Source organism: Pectobacterium aroidearum (assembly GCF_041228105.1).
GTDB lineage: Bacteria > Pseudomonadota > Gammaproteobacteria > Enterobacterales > Enterobacteriaceae > Pectobacterium > Pectobacterium aroidearum.
The window spans coordinates 1,302,121-1,319,372 of sequence record NZ_CP166097.1 but is presented as its reverse complement, the minus strand read 5'-3'; the positions used below and the strand labels follow the sequence as shown (position 1 = coordinate 1,319,372).

General features: G+C 52.0%; 13 protein-coding genes, 6 tRNA genes and 2 pseudogenes. 12 read left to right on the top strand and 9 right to left on the bottom strand.

All coding sequences use genetic code 11. The features are described from left to right. The first annotated feature begins 243 nt into the window (after window positions 1-243). Window positions 244-1,845, top strand: a complete 1,602-nt coding sequence (gene nadB / locus AB8809_RS05985) for an L-aspartate oxidase (protein WP_015841249.1) — start codon at window positions 244-246, stop codon at window positions 1,843-1,845. A 54-nt stretch (window positions 1,846-1,899) separates the two neighbouring features. On the opposite strand, the gene AB8809_RS05980 is transcribed toward nadB, so the two are convergent. After that, window positions 1,900-2,646, bottom strand: a complete 747-nt coding sequence (locus AB8809_RS05980; protein WP_015841250.1) for a tRNA1(Val) (adenine(37)-N6)-methyltransferase — start codon at window positions 2,644-2,646, stop codon at window positions 1,900-1,902. A 134-nt stretch (window positions 2,647-2,780) separates the two neighbouring features. Here AB8809_RS05980 and srmB point away from each other — a divergent pair, with 134 nt between their 5' ends. Further along, window positions 2,781-4,106, top strand: coding sequence for an ATP-dependent RNA helicase SrmB (gene srmB / locus AB8809_RS05975; RefSeq protein ID WP_349856598.1), 1,326 nt, complete (start codon window positions 2,781-2,783; stop codon window positions 4,104-4,106). Between the two features lie 69 nt (window positions 4,107-4,175). On the opposite strand, the gene grcA is transcribed toward srmB, so the two are convergent. After that, window positions 4,176-4,559: an autonomous glycyl radical cofactor GrcA gene (grcA, locus tag AB8809_RS05970; RefSeq protein ID WP_015841252.1), complete on the bottom strand. Its 384-nt coding sequence runs from the start codon at window positions 4,557-4,559 to the stop codon at window positions 4,176-4,178. A 376-nt stretch (window positions 4,560-4,935) separates the two neighbouring features. Between grcA and ung the strand changes: the two genes are divergently transcribed. After that, a complete protein-coding gene (ung, locus tag AB8809_RS05965; RefSeq protein WP_349856604.1) occupies window positions 4,936-5,622 on the top strand; it encodes a uracil-DNA glycosylase in 687 nt (228 codons plus the stop codon). A 176-nt stretch (window positions 5,623-5,798) separates the two neighbouring features. Here the strand turns inward: ung and AB8809_RS05960 are convergent. Together AB8809_RS05960 and AB8809_RS05955 are read right to left on the bottom strand one after the other, a co-directional pair. Beyond that, window positions 5,799-5,874, bottom strand: a tRNA-Ala gene (locus AB8809_RS05960). A gap of 49 nt (window positions 5,875-5,923) precedes the next feature. Further along, a tRNA-Ala gene (locus AB8809_RS05955) sits at window positions 5,924-5,999 on the bottom strand. Between the two features lie 267 nt (window positions 6,000-6,266). Here AB8809_RS05955 and AB8809_RS05950 point away from each other — a divergent pair. Beyond that, the gene (locus AB8809_RS05950; protein ID WP_349856597.1) at window positions 6,267-7,136 is read left to right on the top strand and encodes an alpha/beta hydrolase-fold protein; all 870 of its coding nucleotides are present in this window, start codon (window positions 6,267-6,269) and stop codon (window positions 7,134-7,136) included. Window positions 7,137-7,229: 93 nt separating this feature from the next. Here AB8809_RS05950 and gltX read toward each other — a convergent pair whose 3' ends face one another. Further along, window positions 7,230-8,645, bottom strand: a complete 1,416-nt coding sequence (gltX, locus tag AB8809_RS05945; RefSeq protein WP_015841255.1) for a glutamate--tRNA ligase — start codon at window positions 8,643-8,645, stop codon at window positions 7,230-7,232. Between the two features lie 290 nt (window positions 8,646-8,935). On the opposite strand from gltX, the gene AB8809_RS05940 reads away from it, so the two are divergent. The 4 genes from AB8809_RS05940 to AB8809_RS05925 all read left to right on the top strand — a co-directional run bounded on the left by AB8809_RS05940 (window position 8,936) and on the right by AB8809_RS05925 (window position 9,370). Beyond that, window positions 8,936-9,011, top strand: a tRNA-Val gene (locus AB8809_RS05940). 57 nt (window positions 9,012-9,068) lie between these two features. Then, window positions 9,069-9,144: transfer RNA gene (locus AB8809_RS05935), tRNA-Val, on the top strand. Window positions 9,145-9,211: 67 nt separating this feature from the next. Further along, window positions 9,212-9,287 (top strand) — tRNA-Val (locus AB8809_RS05930). Between the two features lie 7 nt (window positions 9,288-9,294). Continuing rightward, a tRNA-Lys gene (locus AB8809_RS05925) sits at window positions 9,295-9,370 on the top strand. A gap of 215 nt (window positions 9,371-9,585) precedes the next feature. Here the strand turns inward: AB8809_RS05925 and AB8809_RS05920 are convergent. Next, window positions 9,586-10,539 (bottom strand): AraC family transcriptional regulator, encoded by a 954-nt coding sequence (locus AB8809_RS05920; protein WP_349856596.1) that lies wholly within the window; start codon window positions 10,537-10,539, stop codon window positions 9,586-9,588. A 149-nt stretch (window positions 10,540-10,688) separates the two neighbouring features. On the opposite strand from AB8809_RS05920, the gene AB8809_RS05915 reads away from it, so the two are divergent. The 4 genes from AB8809_RS05915 to AB8809_RS05900 all read left to right on the top strand — a co-directional run bounded on the left by AB8809_RS05915 (window position 10,689) and on the right by AB8809_RS05900 (window position 15,301). Next, on the top strand, window positions 10,689-11,072 hold the full coding sequence (locus AB8809_RS05915; protein ID WP_015841258.1) for a hypothetical protein: 384 nt from the start codon (window positions 10,689-10,691) through the stop codon (window positions 11,070-11,072). Continuing rightward, complete coding sequence (locus tag AB8809_RS05910) at window positions 11,069-12,295, top strand: MFS transporter (RefSeq protein WP_349856595.1); 1,227 nt, start codon at window positions 11,069-11,071, stop codon at window positions 12,293-12,295. The genes AB8809_RS05915 and AB8809_RS05910 overlap by 4 nt, the downstream gene beginning before the upstream one ends. A 30-nt stretch (window positions 12,296-12,325) precedes the next feature. After that, complete coding sequence (locus AB8809_RS05905; RefSeq protein ID WP_349856594.1) at window positions 12,326-14,602, top strand: TonB-dependent receptor; 2,277 nt, start codon at window positions 12,326-12,328, stop codon at window positions 14,600-14,602. 264 nt (window positions 14,603-14,866) lie between these two features. Continuing rightward, window positions 14,867-15,301: a DoxX family protein gene (locus AB8809_RS05900; RefSeq protein WP_015841261.1), complete on the top strand. Its 435-nt coding sequence runs from the start codon at window positions 14,867-14,869 to the stop codon at window positions 15,299-15,301. Window positions 15,302-15,382: 81 nt separating this feature from the next. Here the strand turns inward: AB8809_RS05900 and AB8809_RS05895 are convergent. From AB8809_RS05895 to cysW, 3 genes and pseudogenes are all read right to left on the bottom strand, one after another. Then, window positions 15,383-15,523: pseudogene (locus tag AB8809_RS05895) on the bottom strand (TOBE-like domain-containing protein); the annotation flags it as partial. Further along, window positions 15,509-16,375, bottom strand: a pseudogene (locus AB8809_RS05890) (sulfate/molybdate ABC transporter ATP-binding protein); the annotation flags it as partial. The pseudogenes AB8809_RS05890 and AB8809_RS05895, both read right to left, overlap by 15 nt. Beyond that, a complete protein-coding gene (cysW, locus tag AB8809_RS05885) occupies window positions 16,365-17,246 on the bottom strand; it encodes a sulfate ABC transporter permease subunit CysW (protein ID WP_015841263.1) in 882 nt (293 codons plus the stop codon). The pseudogene AB8809_RS05890 and the gene cysW, both read right to left, overlap by 11 nt. Window positions 17,247-17,252 lie beyond the last annotated feature (6 nt).

Genomic DNA, 17,252 nt, shown 5'->3' with positions numbered 1-17,252 from the left:
ATCATTTTTCTTTTGCTTAGCGCCGTTACTCGTCTTTGCGATGCGTATCATGACGCATTCTCTTCATCTGAGGATCTACGCTCTTCCGTGGATGATACGATAAATCTAGGGTATTCGCACGATTCACCATGCTCCACCATTCGCTTATTTATAGCGTAGAGAGGGAGCTAAAAACCAATACAGCAATCAACCATTGGGTGCTAACATCGGGTTTCCTCTTCTTTTTGCATCCACGACACGACCATGCAAACGACCACTGAATACGTCTGTGATGTTTTAATCATTGGCAGCGGTGCTGCCGGGCTTTCACTGGCGCTGCGTCTGGCTTCTCAGGCCAACGTGACGGTATTAAGCAAAGGCCCACTCAACGAAGGCGCGACGTTTTATGCTCAGGGCGGCATCGCAGCCGTTTTCGATGAAACTGACACGATTGATTCCCATATCGATGATACGCTGATCGCTGGCGATGGCCTGTGTGAACGGGAAGCCGTTGAGTTTATCGCCAGCAATGCCAAACACTGCGTGCAATGGCTTATCGAACAAGGCGTACTATTCGATACCGAAACCAGCACCAGCGGTGAAGAACGCTACCACCTCACGCGCGAAGGCGGACACAGCCATCGTCGAATTCTGCACGCGGCGGATGCGACCGGAAAAGAAGTAGAGAACACGCTGGTGCAGAAAGCGTTATCCCATCCGAATATTCGGATTATGGAACGCTGCAACGCCGTCGATTTGATTACCTCGAATAAACTGGGTCTGCCCGGAACACGCCGTATTGTCGGTGCTTATATATGGAACCGTGAACAGGAACGCGTCGAATCCTGCCGGGCAAAAACGGTGGTTCTGGCGACGGGTGGAGCGTCCAAAGTTTATCAATACACCACCAATCCCGATATTTCCTCTGGCGATGGCATCGCCATGGCCTGGCGCGCAGGCTGCCGCGTGGCGAATCTAGAATTCAATCAGTTCCATCCAACCTGTCTGTTCCATCCGCAGGCGCGAAACTTCCTGCTGACGGAAGCACTGCGCGGTGAAGGGGCGTACCTTAAACGCCCTGACGGCACGCGCTTTATGCCCGATTTTGACGCCAGAGGCGAGCTCGCCCCCCGCGATGTGGTCGCCCGCGCAATTGACCATGAGATGAAACGGCTTGGCGCAGACTGCATGTATCTGGATATCAGCCACAAGCCCGAAGCGTTCATCAAACAACACTTCCCTACCATTGATGAAAAGCTGCAATCTCTCGGCATCGATCTAACGCGTGAAGCAATACCGATCGTACCCGCAGCGCACTATACCTGCGGCGGCGTGATGGTCGACCAGCACGGGCGTACCGACCTTGACGGCCTGTATGCGATTGGCGAAGTCAGCTACACCGGGTTGCACGGTGCAAACCGCATGGCATCCAACTCATTACTGGAATGTCTGGTTTACGGCTGGTCAGCCGCCGAGGATATCTTGCAGCGCTTACCGCAAATCAAAGCGGTGAAAAAATTACCGGATTGGGATGAAAGCCAAGTCGACAACTCCGACGAACAGGTGGTGATCCAGCATAACTGGCATGAACTGCGTCTGTTTATGTGGGATTACGTTGGGATCGTGCGGACGACGAAGCGGTTGGAGCGAGCACAGCGCCGCATTCATCTGCTTCAGCAGGAAATCAATGAGTACTATGCCCACTTCCGTATTTCCAACAATTTGCTGGAACTACGTAATCTGGTGCAGGTCGCCGAACTCATTGTCCGCTGCGCGCTGGAAAGAAAAGAAAGCCGCGGGCTGCACTATACTCTGGACTATCCAGAACAGTTCGAAGCGCCGACGCCAACTATTCTGGTGCCATAGTTCATAAAATAATTCGCTCAGAAAAGGCAGACGCGGCGATGAGGCGTCTGCCATCTACATAAAAAGATAGAAATCTTTTGTCAGCTGTTGGAAAGCCGTCGAATAGCGCCTTTCTTCATCACGAATTGCCAGCGAAGCATTCACACATTCTTTTTTCTGACGAGACAGCGCCAGCAAAACGCGGTGTGCGGGTTTATCTTCCTGTTCTGATACGCGAAGCTGCTGGTGAACGTACCAGTTATGCTGCTGTGCCAACGGAATAAAGTTCTCCGCAACCTGAATGGGCAGCACCACGCAAAAAAGCCCATCGGGCATCAGCAGTTGATGCGCACAGCGCAACAGCGTCTCATGAGTTAACAAGGTGGTATAACGCGCCTGCTCACGCTCAGCCGAGCCACACGCGATCCCTGGAGGGAAATAAGGCGGATTACTGATAATCAACGAATAGTCGGCGCTTCGCGTATCAGCAAAATCGATAATATCTTCAGCGTAAACCGCGATTCTGTCAGCCCATGGCGAGGCGGAAATATTTTCCTTCGCCTGCTGACTCGCAGCACTATCGAGCTCGACGGCATCGATCCGAACATGCGTGTCAGAACGTTGCGCCAACATCAGCGCAAGAAGGCCGGAACCACTGCCGATGTCCAGAATCCGCGTCACTGAGGACAGCGGCGCCCAAGCGCCCAGCAAAATACCATCGGTTCCCACCTTCATGGCACAGCGATCGTGCGCCACAAAGAATTGCTTGAAGGTAAATCCATCCCGACGCAATGTCAGTTTATTATCAGCCTGATGACTCATGAAAATAAGATTCCAAACGCAAACCGCAGTAGCATAGGTGAAACGCCAGCACAGGAAAAGTGCCGTTGTCTGCTTAAACAGGTGAAGAACCCGGCCAATACGTCTATAATCGGCGCCCCAAACAGAGGTAGACCATGACTGTAACCAATTTTTCCGAGCTCGATCTTGATGAAAGCCTGTTAGACGCCCTGCGTGACATGGGCTACGAACGCCCGACCGCGATTCAGGCTGAGGCGATCCCTCCAGCAATGGAAGGCCGCGATGTACTGGGTTCCGCGCCGACAGGGACAGGTAAAACTGCGGCTTATCTGCTGCCGGTTTTGCAGCATCTCATCGATTTCCCTCGTAAAAAATCCGGTCCGCCTCGAATTCTGATCCTCACGCCAACCCGTGAGCTCGCCATGCAGGTGGCCGATCAGGCACGTGCGTTTGCGGCACATACGCACCTCGATATCGCCACGATCACCGGCGGCGTGGCCTACATGAACCACGCTGAAGTGTTCAGTGAAAACCAGGATGTCGTCGTCGCGACGACCGGCCGTTTGCTGCAATATATCAAAGAAGAAAACTTCGATTGCCGCGCGGTAGAAACGCTGATTCTGGATGAAGCGGACAGAATGCTGGATATGGGCTTCGCTCAGGATATTGAACACATCGCCGGGGAAACTCGCTGGCGTAAGCAAACGCTGCTGTTTTCTGCGACGCTGGAAGGGGACGCGATCAAAGATTTCGCAGAGCGTTTGCTCAACGATCCTGTTGAAATCGAATCCGATCCATCACGTCGGGAACGTAAAAAAATTCTGCAGTGGTATTACCGCGCCGACGACGTCAAACACAAAACCGCCTTGCTCTGCCATCAGTTAAAGCAGCCGGACGTCACGCGTTCTATCATCTTTGTGCGCAAGCGTGAGCGCGTGCATGAGCTGGTTGCCTGGCTGCGTGAAGCGGGCATTAACTCATGCTATCTCGAAGGTGAAATGGTGCAGGCCAAGCGCAATGAGGCGATCAAACGCCTGAGCGACGGGCGCGTCAACGTGCTGGTAGCAACAGATATCGCAGCGCGCGGTATTGATATTAACGATGTCAGCCACGTATTTAACTTCGATTTGCCGCGCACATCGGACACTTACCTTCATCGCATCGGCCGCACTGGCCGCGCGGGTCGTAAAGGCTGTGCCATCTCTTTCGTCGAAGCGCACGACCACCTGCTGCTGGGCAAAATCAGCCGCTATCTGAATGAACCGCTAAAACCGCGCGTCATTGATGAACTCCGCCCAACGACCAAAGCCCCAAGCGCCAAGACCACCGGGAAACCGTCGAAAAAAGTGCTGGCGATGCGGAAAGAGAAAAAAGAGAAGGAAAAAGAAAAAGTTAAGGTGAAAGTTCGTCATCGCGATAGCAAAAATATCGGTAAGCGTCGTCAACCCACGCAGAAAACCGACGAACCGTCTGGCGAATAACAATTATATAAAACAAAGACATAAAAAAGGGAGCTTCGGCTCCCTTTCTGTTAATGCTTGGACAGCAGCTTACAGACTTTCTGTAAAAGTACGGGCGATAACATCGCGTTGCTGCTCTGGCGTCAGTGAGTTGAAACGCACAGCGTAACCAGATACGCGGATGGTCAACTGTGGATATTTCTCTGGATGCTTAACGGCATCTTCCAGCGTCTCACGGCGCAGCACGTTCACGTTCAGGTGCTGACCGCCTTCCACGCGCACTTCAGGTTTGATTTCCAGCGGAATTTCACGATACTCGATCTGACCCAGATCGCTCACTGGAACGATTTGATCTTCGCTATAAACTGATTTCGCACATACGCAACGTGCCTGTGATTTTTCTTCGTCCAGCAACCAGAAAGAATTGATCAGCGCGCTGTCGTTAGCCTTGGTGATTTGAATACCAGTAACCATAATTGCCTCCGTAAAACGGCGTGTTATTGTCTTAGTTAAAAACTAACTGAGTTAAAATCGCTATCGGCAGAAAAATGCCAAATTTCGTAACGATCGTATAAAACCGTTTGTCTCTGCCTCTTATATACCAGCCTGATAGCCAGACATCCTTGACTTAAATCAATTTTAAAACCCTGCAACTCCACTACGCGAAGGCAATTTATTGTTTTATATCAATTTTACCAGAGCACTGAATTGCAAATATTTTTGTAAATTTTCAATTTTTTTTTCAAAAAAGCCTCTTTCATCCCGACAATAGCGGTTACGGTTTTACCTCAGCACGATAGATCGGTAAGCTACCTACAACACCATTAAACCTGTAAAAGAAGAGTGCATGATGGCGACCTCTCTCACCTGGCATGACGTGCTGGCACAAGAAAAGAAGCAGCCTTATTTTATCAATACCCTTGAATTCGTAGGGAAAGAGCGTGCAGCGGGTAAGACTATCTATCCCCCGCAGAAAGATGTTTTTAACGCATTCCGCTTTACCGAACTGCATCAGGTCAAAGTTGTCATTTTAGGGCAAGACCCCTACCACGGCCCGAATCAAGCTCACGGCCTGTCATTTTCTGTCCGCCCTGGTGTACCCGCACCTCCTTCTCTGGCCAATATTTATAAAGAATTGGCGAGCGATATCCCTGGATTTGAAATTCCACGACACGGTTTTCTGCAAAGCTGGGCAGAACAAGGGGTTTTACTGCTCAATACGGTATTAACCGTTGAAGCTGGACAGGCGCATTCACATGCTAATCTGGGCTGGGAAACGTTTACCGACCGCGTCATTGCGGCATTGAACGAACAACGGGAAGGTCTGGTCTTTCTTCTGTGGGGTTCGCATGCACAGAAAAAAGGCAACATCATTGACCAACGGCGCCACCATATTCTGAAATCGCCGCACCCTTCCCCGCTATCTGCACACCGCGGTTTTCTGGGCTGCAAACATTTTTCGCAGGCTAACCAGCTTCTCGAACAGCAAGGTCTGTCGCCAATAGACTGGACGCCAAGGCTCCCGGAAGAAGCTTAAGCGATAACGGTTTGGTTGCCCTTCAAGCACGAGGGCGGCCAACTACCCTTTATAAAGGACGATTACAAAACATTGCTCACAAGTCATCGCTGATAAACGTATTGAGCAAATTAACAACGTGGATTAAATACGCAATGAATTGAAAGAAAAGGATAGTAGGGAAAGATAAGAGAATTTGGTGGAGCTAAGCGGGATCGAACCGCTGACCTCTTGCATGCCATGCAAGCGCTCTCCCAGCTGAGCTATAGCCCCACAACGTGTGGAATGTTCGTGATAATCAAAACCAAACAGAGGGAGTGTTTGGTGGAGCTAAGCGGGATCGAACCGCTGACCTCTTGCATGCCATGCAAGCGCTCTCCCAGCTGAGCTATAGCCCCGTATCTTACAGCATCACCATTAAGGCAAGTACTGTGCGAACGCGTCGCATAATATGAAACCCGATTAACAGTGTCAACGGCTAAATCCGGTAATCCGATTAACCGCTGAAAAAGCCGCCAAAGGTGAGAAAAAACAGACGACAATTTCGATGTTGTCTCATCACCAGCACAATAAAAAGCTGCTAACGATAACGCGATTTATTATCATCACTCTACGTTACGCTTCTCGGCCTCCTATATAAGCCCCATCACATGCGCTATTTTCCTATGATTGTATTTTCTCTGATGGTATCTGCGTCTGGTATTTTGCCTGTTCGGGCACAGCCAACCATTCCTGATATTACCGAACAAGCAAAAACTCAATTTGAGATCAGGCAAGTCGAGATGAAAAGCGATGCGCAACATGCTTATCGACTTTTCATCGCACTTCCACGCCAGCCCGCACCTGAAGGTGGCTATCCAGTGCTGTATATGCTGGATGGCAATGCCCAGTTTCCTGTTGCCGTAAACAGCTACAACGCGAAAAACGGAGCGGCACCGCTGATCGTCGCGATCGGTTATCCGATCGATAAACCTTACGATGTTCCCGCCCGCACGCGTGACTACACGCCGCTAACAACGATTACCGACCCAGATTTTGCCGCAGGCGGTGAAGCTGAGGCGTTTTACCAATTCCTGCAATCCAAGGTAAAGCCCTGGGTTGAAGCGAACTACGCCATCAATAAGCAAAAACAAACGCTTGCCGGGCACTCTTTCGGTGGTCTGTTTACGCTCTATACGCTTTTTAATCACACCGAATCTTTCCAGCGCTATGTTGCCGCCAGTCCGTCTATCTGGTGGGGAAATGGCGTTGTGATTCCAGCCAGAACGCCGCTGCTTTCCACATCACCGCTGTCAATTACTGTCACAGCAGGGGCAAATGAGGATGAACCTGTCAAAATGCAGGCAGGTAAACCCGTCGATGAAAAACGGGCGGAACGACTCAGCCAAAGAAAAATGGTGGAAAGGGCAAAAACGCTGGCCGCACAGCTCAATGAACAAGGCACAAAAACTGACTTTATTCTTTTCCCCAATAAAGGTCACGGCGACGTGATCCCGGATGCCATCGGCAAAGCGGTCGCTATCGCCGGTCAATAGTTATCAGGCAACACCGTTCTCAGATAAAACAATAAAAAACCCCGGCTTTCAGGCCGGGGTTTATTTTGTGCAATGCTATTTACACGATAGCGATTACTGCTGTGCTTCACGCTCGGTAATGAACGCCAGCGCTTTATCAATACGCGCCAGCGAACGCTGTTGGCCAATCGCATGCACAGTCACGTCAACGCCCGGAGACTGGCCTGCCCCCGTGACCGCAACGCGCAGCGGCATACCGACTTTACCCATGCCCTGACCCAGTTCATCTGCCGTGCCCTGAATGGCGTGATGGATATTCTCCGCTGTCCAATCGGCAATCGCTGCCAGCTTCTCACGCACCAGTTCAAGCGGCTGACGTGCAACCGGACGCAGGTGTTTCTTCGCCGCATCGGCATCAAACTCAGCAAAGTCTTCATAGAAATAACGGCACGAGTCCGCCATTTCTTTCAGCGTCTTGCAACGTTCACCCAACAGACCAACCAGTTCACTCAACTGCGGTCCGGTGCGGGTATCAATTCCAGCCTGCTCAATATGCCATGACAAATGCGTTGCCACGTATTCTGCGGGTAAATGGTTAATATAGTGATGGTTCAACCATTGCAGCTTCTCAGTATTGAACGCGCTCGCGGACTTGCTGACGGCATCCAGCGAGAACAAAGACTTCATCTCATCAATAGAGAAGATTTCCTGATCGCCAGATGACCAGCCTAAACGCACGAGATAGTTCAGCAACGCTTCCGGCAGATAGCCATCATCGCGGTATTGCATCACACCGACAGCGCCGTGACGTTTGGACAATTTCTTACCGTCATCGCCCAGAATCATCGACACATGCGCATATTCCGGCACCGGTGCGCCCAGCGCTTTCAGAATGTTGATCTGGCGCGGCGTGTTGTTGATATGGTCTTCACCACGAATAACGTGCGTGATTTCCATATCCCAGTCATCGATAACGACGCAGAAATTGTAGGTTGGTGAACCGTCGGTGCGGCGGATAATCAGATCGTCGAGTTCCTGATTGCTGAATTCGATCGGCCCGCGAATGCGGTCATTAAAGATAACCGAGCCTTCCTGCGGGTTAAGGAAACGCACAACGTGCGGCTCATCATGAGCATGATGCTCGTGAGAACCTCGGCAATGGCCGTCATAACGGGGCTTTTCGCCGTTTTCCATCTGCTGTTCACGCAGCGCTTCCAGACGCTCTTTAGAGCAGTAGCATTTATATGCCGTACCGTTTTCCAGCATCTGATCGATAACGGCGTTATAACGGTCAAAACGTTTAGTCTGGTAGTACGGGCCTTCATCCCAGTTCAGGCTCAGCCAGTTCATGCCATCCATAATGGCATCAATTGCGTCCTGAGTTGAACGCTCCAGATCGGTATCTTCAATACGCAGCACGAACTCGCCGTCCTGATGACGGGCAAACAACCAGGAGTACAGCGCGGTACGAGCGCCGCCGACGTGAAGATAGCCAGTAGGACTCGGGGCGAAACGGGTTTTGATTTTCATTTGGGATTACAGCCTTATTACGCAACGGCTGTCGGCACAGACCGACATAAGCTCAAGAACAAAAGTGGGCAACATTCTATCACTCTGCTTCGATTCCTCAACGCCGTAACATGCCGCCCGTGCTTTTATTCTGGCGGAAATAACAAGATAACAGGCCAAATTGCGCAAGGATGCAGCATCAACGGCGATAAATACGACGCCTTGACTAATTTTGCAACGAACAATCATTTTAGTTTTAAAAAGCGTTGACTCACATTCAAGGATCCCTATAATGCGACTCCACACAGCGGGGGTGATTAGCTCAGCTGGGAGAGCACCTCCCTTACAAGGAGGGGGTCGGCGGTTCGATCCCGTCATCACCCACCACTCTTTTGATTTTTAAATAAGAGTAGCTCGCTGTGTAGAGTAAGAAGATTTGAGATTGGGTGATTAGCTCAGCTGGGAGAGCACCTCCCTTACAAGGAGGGGGTCGGCGGTTCGATCCCGTCATCACCCACCAATCTCATACCAGCTGGTCTTCTTATTAGAAGTTGAAGTAAATAAAGAAGTAAATGTAGTACAGAAGTGGGTGATTAGCTCAGCTGGGAGAGCACCTCCCTTACAAGGAGGGGGTCGGCGGTTCGATCCCGTCATCACCCACCACTTCTGCGGGTCGTTAGCTCAGTCGGTAGAGCAGTTGACTTTTAATCAATTGGTCGCAGGTTCGAATCCTGCACGACCCACCACTTCCGCAAAGTGATTCCTCTCTGAAGTAAATCCACCTAATGTTTTTTATTGCATCTGCTTTGCAAGCAAGACGATATCGTCCGCGTTAACGCGAGAATGCAAGGCCAAAGGCCAAGTCATCCTGTCGCACACTCCACCTGCCTCTCTTCATTACCAAAATCAAAAGAAGAAAAAATTGAGATATGGCTGCCCAACCTGATGATGGTGCCCTGCCCTATCTGACCTGTGAAGGCGGAAACCCATACTGCTTTTTAAACGCCGCGCTGAAACTACTGACATGTTCATAGCCCGCCAGCGCGGCGGCGTCATCCACCGACACCACATGTCGGTGGAGTGCCTGATAGGCTCGTTCCAGCCGCTGCTTACGTAGGTAGGCAGCAATAGTGATACCGTTACGGGTGCGAAAACCATTCTGCAAATCGACCGGATTAGTACCTAACGTTTTAGCCATCTGGCCGATACTCAGGCGATCGGCTTCGCCACTATTCAGCCACTCTTTCAAACGCACCAGACAGCATTCAAGATGGGCGCCAAAACGTTTTTGCTGAGGAGTGGCATCAATACTTCGTAGAATGTCCGTCGCCAGATCCAGCGCAAAACTCTCGCCTTGCAAACGTTGGATAAGCGAGACTGGAGAACGATCGTCAAAAGCCAGTTGGCAGGCACGCTGCAGGACATCCGGCGCGGGTTGCCAGGAAAGGCTTTGCCAGTGCGCGCGCCTGAATTGCAACAAACGGCTACTGCACAGACTACTCTCGCTGGCGAACCGTTCAAACCAGGCCGGACTGAAACTCAGACAGATCTTGGTTTCTCGTCGGCCAGCCTGCCAATGACGCTGAAACTGATCGCTATCCGTCAGATTAACCAGCATTGCGCGCTGGCGGGCAGAATGGGCATCGAAACGCAAACGCTGACCAGCCAGACTCACATCCGCTTGTCCCTGAAGTAGAAACGCGGCAGTAATACCCGGTGACAGCAAATTCTGACTAAAGGCGTCGATCAGGTCTTCACTCTGGCTCAGATACAACACCAGACCATTTCCCAAGGACTGAATTCGCTGCCAGCCAGCCAACACAGGCTGGTCGCTCGGTAACTCATGACCGAAGTGCAGTTTCCCTCCCTGTTCACTGGCAGACTGACTTAACTGACCACAGGTAAATACACGCATGAAACGTACCTGAATAAATTTCGTCGCGCCTAAATTTTTCTTTTTTTAGCCTAAGCGGACGTTTTGAATTAGAAGTATTCTCATTTGTAACATGACGGCAATCGACTGTCTAAGGTCTGTGACATTTTTCATTTCAAGGGTAACAACGTATGGTTTTACGTGTCACGCACACCGCACTGGTCGAGGCGGTGTTTCAGGAAAGCGTCAGCGCTGAGGAAATACGTGAATGGCTAGCGCACATCGAGCATCTCCTTGAATCGAAACAACCCTTTTTCTTCATCGCCAGCACGCTCGCGCACACTGAATTCGCCCCCGATTACCGAGCCATTCAGGCATTCTGGTATCGACAACACAAACCCGCGTTTCAGCACTACTGCCGTGGTCTGGTACGCATTGCCCGTGACACCGCCGAACAGGCACGTCTGGATGTCCCCGCACTACACCGCTCCTGGGGCGTGCCGTACTTCGTCACACTGGATAAGTCCGAGGGTTATCACTGGATTGCCGAGCACATGATGGACATGGGTGAATGATGACACGAGTACATGAATTCACACCGGTCAGTCGATTGGGGCTGACGGCGATCGTGACCCTCTATTTAGCGCATGCCCTACTGCTTTATTTCTACAATGTCGCTATGCCGAGCATTCTGCGTAGTCAGGGGGTGGATTTGCGCTGGATAGGCATGCTTTCGCTGCTTTATCTGCCCTGGGCCTGTAAATTTCTCTGGGCACCGTTAATTGATCGTTATTATCTGCCTGCCCTGGGGCGTCGTCGCACCTGGTTATGGTTGACGCAAATTGCACTGGCAACCGGTGTACTGGTTCTGGCATTCACCGGACTGGATTACGGATTGCTCTCATTCGTACTGATTGGACTCTGGATCTCGACCTGGGCTGCCACGCAGGATATCGCCATCGACGGCTATACGGTGGAATCACTGGCAGCGTCAGATCATCGTCTTGGCAGCATGGCGCAAAGTATCGGCGTGGCGCTGGGCAGCATGATCGGCGGCGCTGGCATCCTGTTACTGTATCAGCTGTATGGCTGGCGCAGCGCATTGCTGTCTCTGGCGGTTTTGACGGCGCTGACTATGATCGCTGTCACCTGGGTTAATGAGCGCCCCCAGACCTCCCCAACGTCTGAGCGCCCGAGCTTCGCCAATACGTTCAGGCGTCGTGAGATACGTTGGGCTTTGCTGCTTATTCTGCTCTATCGACTGGTTGAAGCCCCCGCAATGGCCATGCTTACTCCGCTGCTGGTCGATCAGCGATGGACACTGGTGGAAATCGGCCTTCTGATGTCGGTGGCTGGGGCGGGGATCGGATTACTGAGCGCCATCACCACAGCGTGGGCACTCAAACGCTATTCGTCCGACGTACTGCTGGTTCGTGCTGGCTGGCTGCGCAGTGGCGTCTATCTGCTGCTTGCCGCGCTGCTCTACAGTGGTTCAACCATGACTTCAGGATTTTGGCTCGGCACATTGGTCATCGTCATGTTGGCGATTCGCTACATGGCAATGACCAGCCTTTATGCACTGTTCATGCGCCTGTGCTCACGCCGACAGGCAGGCACCGACTTCACTGTGCTGGTGTGCTTTGAACTCCTGGTGTTTTTCCTTGGCGGTTCGCTTTCCGGCTTTCTCGCCGCAGGGCTGGGCTATGGCGCTTATTATCTGCTGCTCGGCATTCTATCGCTACTGAGCGTCTTGCTGTGTCGGCCGCTCATCAGAAAACATCTGACCAAAACTATTTAACCCTTATCATTCAGTTATTCAGGAGACATTATGCGATATCTTGCGCCCCCCGCGCGGGTCACTTTCTTGAGTCTGGCAATCAGTGCTCAGGTGTATGCCCAGACCGATGTGACCTCAGTGCAGCAAACTCGCAGCCAGACGCAGGACACCGATATCATGACGGTAACGGCTGCCCGTTCGGTGAAGAACATCGCCGATATCGCTGGAACGGTTTACAGCATTGAACGCGAAGATATCGCCAAACAATCCTCAGCGAGTAGATCTACCGCCGATATCCTCGGGCAGTTGGTACCCGGCCTGGCTCCCTCCTCCGGCACCACCAGTAACTACGGTATGACCATGCGCGGGCGTACGGTGCAGGTCATGATCGACGGCGTACCATTGACGGGTTCTCGTGACGGCTCGCGGCAGCTCAACAGCATCTCTCCGACGATGATCGAACGTGTCGAAGTCGTATCAGGCGCCACAAGCCTCTACGGCGCGGGCGCGACGGGGGGCATTATCAATATCATCACCCGTAATGCCGATGATGAACCTTATACTTTCAGCAGCCAATTTGGCTTGAAAAGCGCAGATAAGCCGTCTAAATCAGGTATGGCCTACAGCGGTACGCAAACCGCCTCTTTCCATAACGATGACATTAGCGGCTTTGCCGGGCTGAACTATACCGCACAAGGGGACATGCGCAATGCCCACGGGAATCGGATTGGGCCGGAAATCGCCCAAACCGATCGCCAGGACACAACCAGTCTCGATTTCAATAGCCGGCTGACCTGGCATCTGGATGACAATCAGCAGTTGAGTGGTGCGTTCAGGTATTACAATGATGAGCAAGACAGCGACTACGGCCCCGATTATGGCCCTGGACTGGCCGCGCTGTTCACTCCGGCAACGTTTCAGCCTAGCCTCAAGGGCATCAAAGGGTTACAGCTTGACGACCAGCCCCGTACCCGGCATTACGGCGTCAATACCCAATACCAGAATCGGGACATACTGGGCGGCCAGCAGTTGACGGCTGAAGCCTATTATCGCAAAGAACAATCACGCTGGTTCCCTTCCGTCTCCGCAGTAACGCATTCAGCGCTGCCGGGCGGCAGCACCTATGTGGCAATGCAATCCAACACGGATATTGATGTCTGGGGCGTGCGTACCGCATTGCAAAAAAACATGAGTCTGGCAGGACGCGACCTACAGCTAACCTATGGTCTTGACTACGAACAGGAAAAAGACAGCCAGAGCGGGCAATCCTACGGCCTCAACACCTTCATTGCCAGTAACGGCTTGCGTTATCAAGCCGAAAACCGTTACGCCATGGGGCCAGATGTTAAGGTGGACAAAACCGGTCTATTCCTGCAATCGGACTACGCGCTGACTAAACGCCTAAACCTACAGGCAGGCCTGCGCCACGAGACCATCCGCAACAAAGTTTCCACCTCAACGCCGTACAGCGAAGCCATCACTGCGGATAGGGTATCTGGCTATCAGGCCAGGCAGCTTGAAGGCGGCCAGGTGAAGCATGGCGAAACGTTGTATAACCTGGGGTTGGTGTACCAATTGACCGATACCCATCAACTGTTCACCAACTTCTCTCAAGGCTTCAGCCTGCCCGACACACAGCGCATGTTGCGCGACGTACCGGCGACATTCACCATTAACGGCGACAGTATCGACTCCATCAAAGTCAATAACTATGAACTCGGCTGGCGTATGAGAGACAATCGCGGCCTGAGTGCTGGCGTTACCGCGTTCTACAACACGTCCGACAAGGTAGTGCAGTTCAACCGTGACTATAGCGTGTCAGTCGCCGATACCGACGAGCGAATCTGGGGTATGGAAGGCAACCTGCAATACCCGCTGTCCGAAAGCTGGAACGTCGGCGGTACTCTTGCCTACACCCGAGGCGAATATAAAGACGCCGCTGGCGAATGGCGCGAACTGAATGCATTCCGTGTATCGCCGCTGAAAGCGACGTTATACAGCGACTGGACATTCGCTGATGGTTACGGATTACGTCTGCAATCCCTGACGGTTGGCGGAACTGACCGCGCTTATAATGACGCCAAATCCGCTGCCGTCAGCTCAAGCATCCGCTCCACGCCAGCAGCAAAAATTCAGGGCTATACCGTGTTCGACCTCATCGCTCATGCCCCATTGCTGGGCGGCCAGGTCGGCTTCGGTATCTACAATCTGGCCAATCGTGACTATAAAACCGTCTACAGCCAACAGGCCGAAGCCACCTATGGCAAAATATCCAGCCTGCCAGCACAGGGACGCACGTTCGCTCTGACATATTCGATTGACTATTGAAGCGCAAGGTAGCCGATACGGCAGCGTGATGTTCTGCGCTGCCATTACGCGCCTCCTCAAACAGCAGCGATAGACGGGAGTTGAACGCCCATCTATCGTTAGCTCTCTACAATCGCGGTGCGATGCTTATCCCGATTGACACGCTTCACCTAATTTTTTGACAGAAAATATCAAATTTATTTGTTTTCTATTCAGGCGTTAAATCGACGACACTGCCGCCTTATATCCAATAGCACTTTTCGCTAACTCACGAGGTTGTCTAGTATGATTTCTCAGTTGAATCAGTGGTTCACGCGTTTAACCGATCATCCCGATGCAGGTAAACTTTTACTGCGTTTAACCGTGGGTATTCTGCTGCTGTTTCACGGCGTAGCAAAAATTGAGCACGGTGTGGGTTGGATTGTACAGATGCTGCAAGGCGCAGGCCTGCCAGGTTTTATCGCTTACGGCGTCTACGTGGGCGAAGTCGTTGCACCGATTCTGATTATTCTGGGCGTATTTACCCGTATTTCAGGCCTGATTGCCGCGCTGACGCTGGTTGTGGCAACGCTGATGGTTGGCATGGGTAAATTCTTCACCCTGACCGACGTTGGTGCCTGGGCGCTGGAACTGGAAGCACTCTATTTCTTTGCTGGCATTATCATCATGCTGGTTGGCAGCGGCCGTTATTCTGTTGCCTCTAACCCCGCTTATCGCTAATCCTTGCCATACGGCAGGTATTTCCGACAAAAGCAAAAAACCCGCGAATCTCGCGGGTTTTTTATTGCAGCTATCTTCCGATCAGATTTCCCAATCGTGGCTATAGCGCTTAGGCTTGAACTGAATCACATCGCCTTTCTGGAGCCCTTGTAAGCTCACATCGTCTTTTGCGACTTCCGCTTCAATCAGTTCAGACTGTTCGCCCAGCTTCAGCGACAGGCGCGTTAAGGCGCCGAGTGGACGAATATCGCGTACCGTCACCGCCTGATAGCCGTCCTGCGCCTGAACGGATAGCGACACTTCATGAGGACGGAACAGAATCGTCTCTTCCGTTTGCGCCACTTTCAGTCGGTTACTGTCGCCGAGGAAATGGTAAACAAACTCACTGGCCGGGTTGTTATACACCTCTGCCGGCGTACCGATTTGCTCAATCACGCCTTTATTCATCAGCACGATACGGTCAGCCACTTCCATCGCTTCTTCCTGATCGTGCGTCACAAATACCGATGTCAGATCGATATCTTCATGCAACTGAGACAGCCAGCGGCGTAGTTCTTTACGCACCTTGGCATCCAGCGCACCAAAGGGTTCATCCAGCAGCAGGATACTCGGTTCGACGATCAGCGCACGTGCCAATGCAATACGCTGGCGCTGGCCGCCGGAAAGCTGTTCAGGATAACGATCCCCCAGCCAGTCCAGTTGCACCAGATTCAGCAGCTCATGTACTTTCTTTTCGATATCACGCTTCGAAGGCCGAATATTTTTCGGCTTCATTCGCAGTCCAAATGCAACGTTATCGAACACCGTCATGTGACGGAATAGCGCGTAGTGCTGGAAGACAAATCCCACGTTGCGTTTGCGCACATCGTGGACGGACACATCCTGACCGTGGAAAATAATACTGCCGCTATCCGGCTGTTCCAGTCCGGCGATAATACGCAGCAGCGTTGTCTTACCGCAGCCCGATGGTCCCAACAGCGCCACCAGCTCGCCGCTGTGGATCGACAAATTAATCTCGTTCAGCGCCCGAAACTGGCCAAATTGTTTATTAATATTGCGAATCTCAATGCTCATTTTTGGCCAACTCCTGTTGTTTCTGTATTTGCTTCGTCAATCGACCTTCACTCCACTGGCGCAGTAACAGCACCACCAGCGACATGATCAGCAGCAGAATCGCCACGCTGAAGGCCGCAACGATGTTGTACTCGTTATAAAGAATTTCGATATGCAGCGGCAGCGTGTTCGTCAGGCCGCGAATATGGCCGGATATGACGGAAACGGCACCAAACTCGCCCATCGCGCGCGCGGTACACAGCACCACGCCGTAAATCAGCGCCCACTTCACATTCGGCAGCGTGATATGCCAGAACATTTGCCAGCCGTTCGCTCCCAGCAGACGTGCAGCTTCTTCTTCCTGCGACCCCTGCTCTTCCATCAGCGGAATCAGCTCACGGGCAACATAAGGCAGTGTGACGAAAATCGTCGCCAGCACGATGCCCGGTACGGCGTAAACAATTTGCAGATCGTGCTCGAGCAGGAAGGGATAGATCTTGCTTTGTGCACCAAACAACAGCACATACACCAACCCCGCCACAACGGGGGATACGGAAAACGGTAAATCGATCAACGCCAGCAGAAAGCTCTTACCACGAAACTCGAATTTCGTTACACACCACGCCGTCGCCAATCCGAACACCACGTTTAACGGCACGGAAATGACGGTCGCAAGCAGCGTCAGCTTGAGCGCAGAGATCGCATCAGGTTCGGTAATCGCGTCCCAAAATGCGCCGACGCCTTTATCCAGTCCCTGTGTCACCACCATCATCAGCGGCAGAACCAGAATTAGAAAAAAGACGATCCACGCGAGTGAAACCAGAATGTAATAGGCTGCGGGCTGCTTTTTTCTTTTAGCCGCGCTGGCCTGAGCGGAAATAACCTGTTCCATGACGAC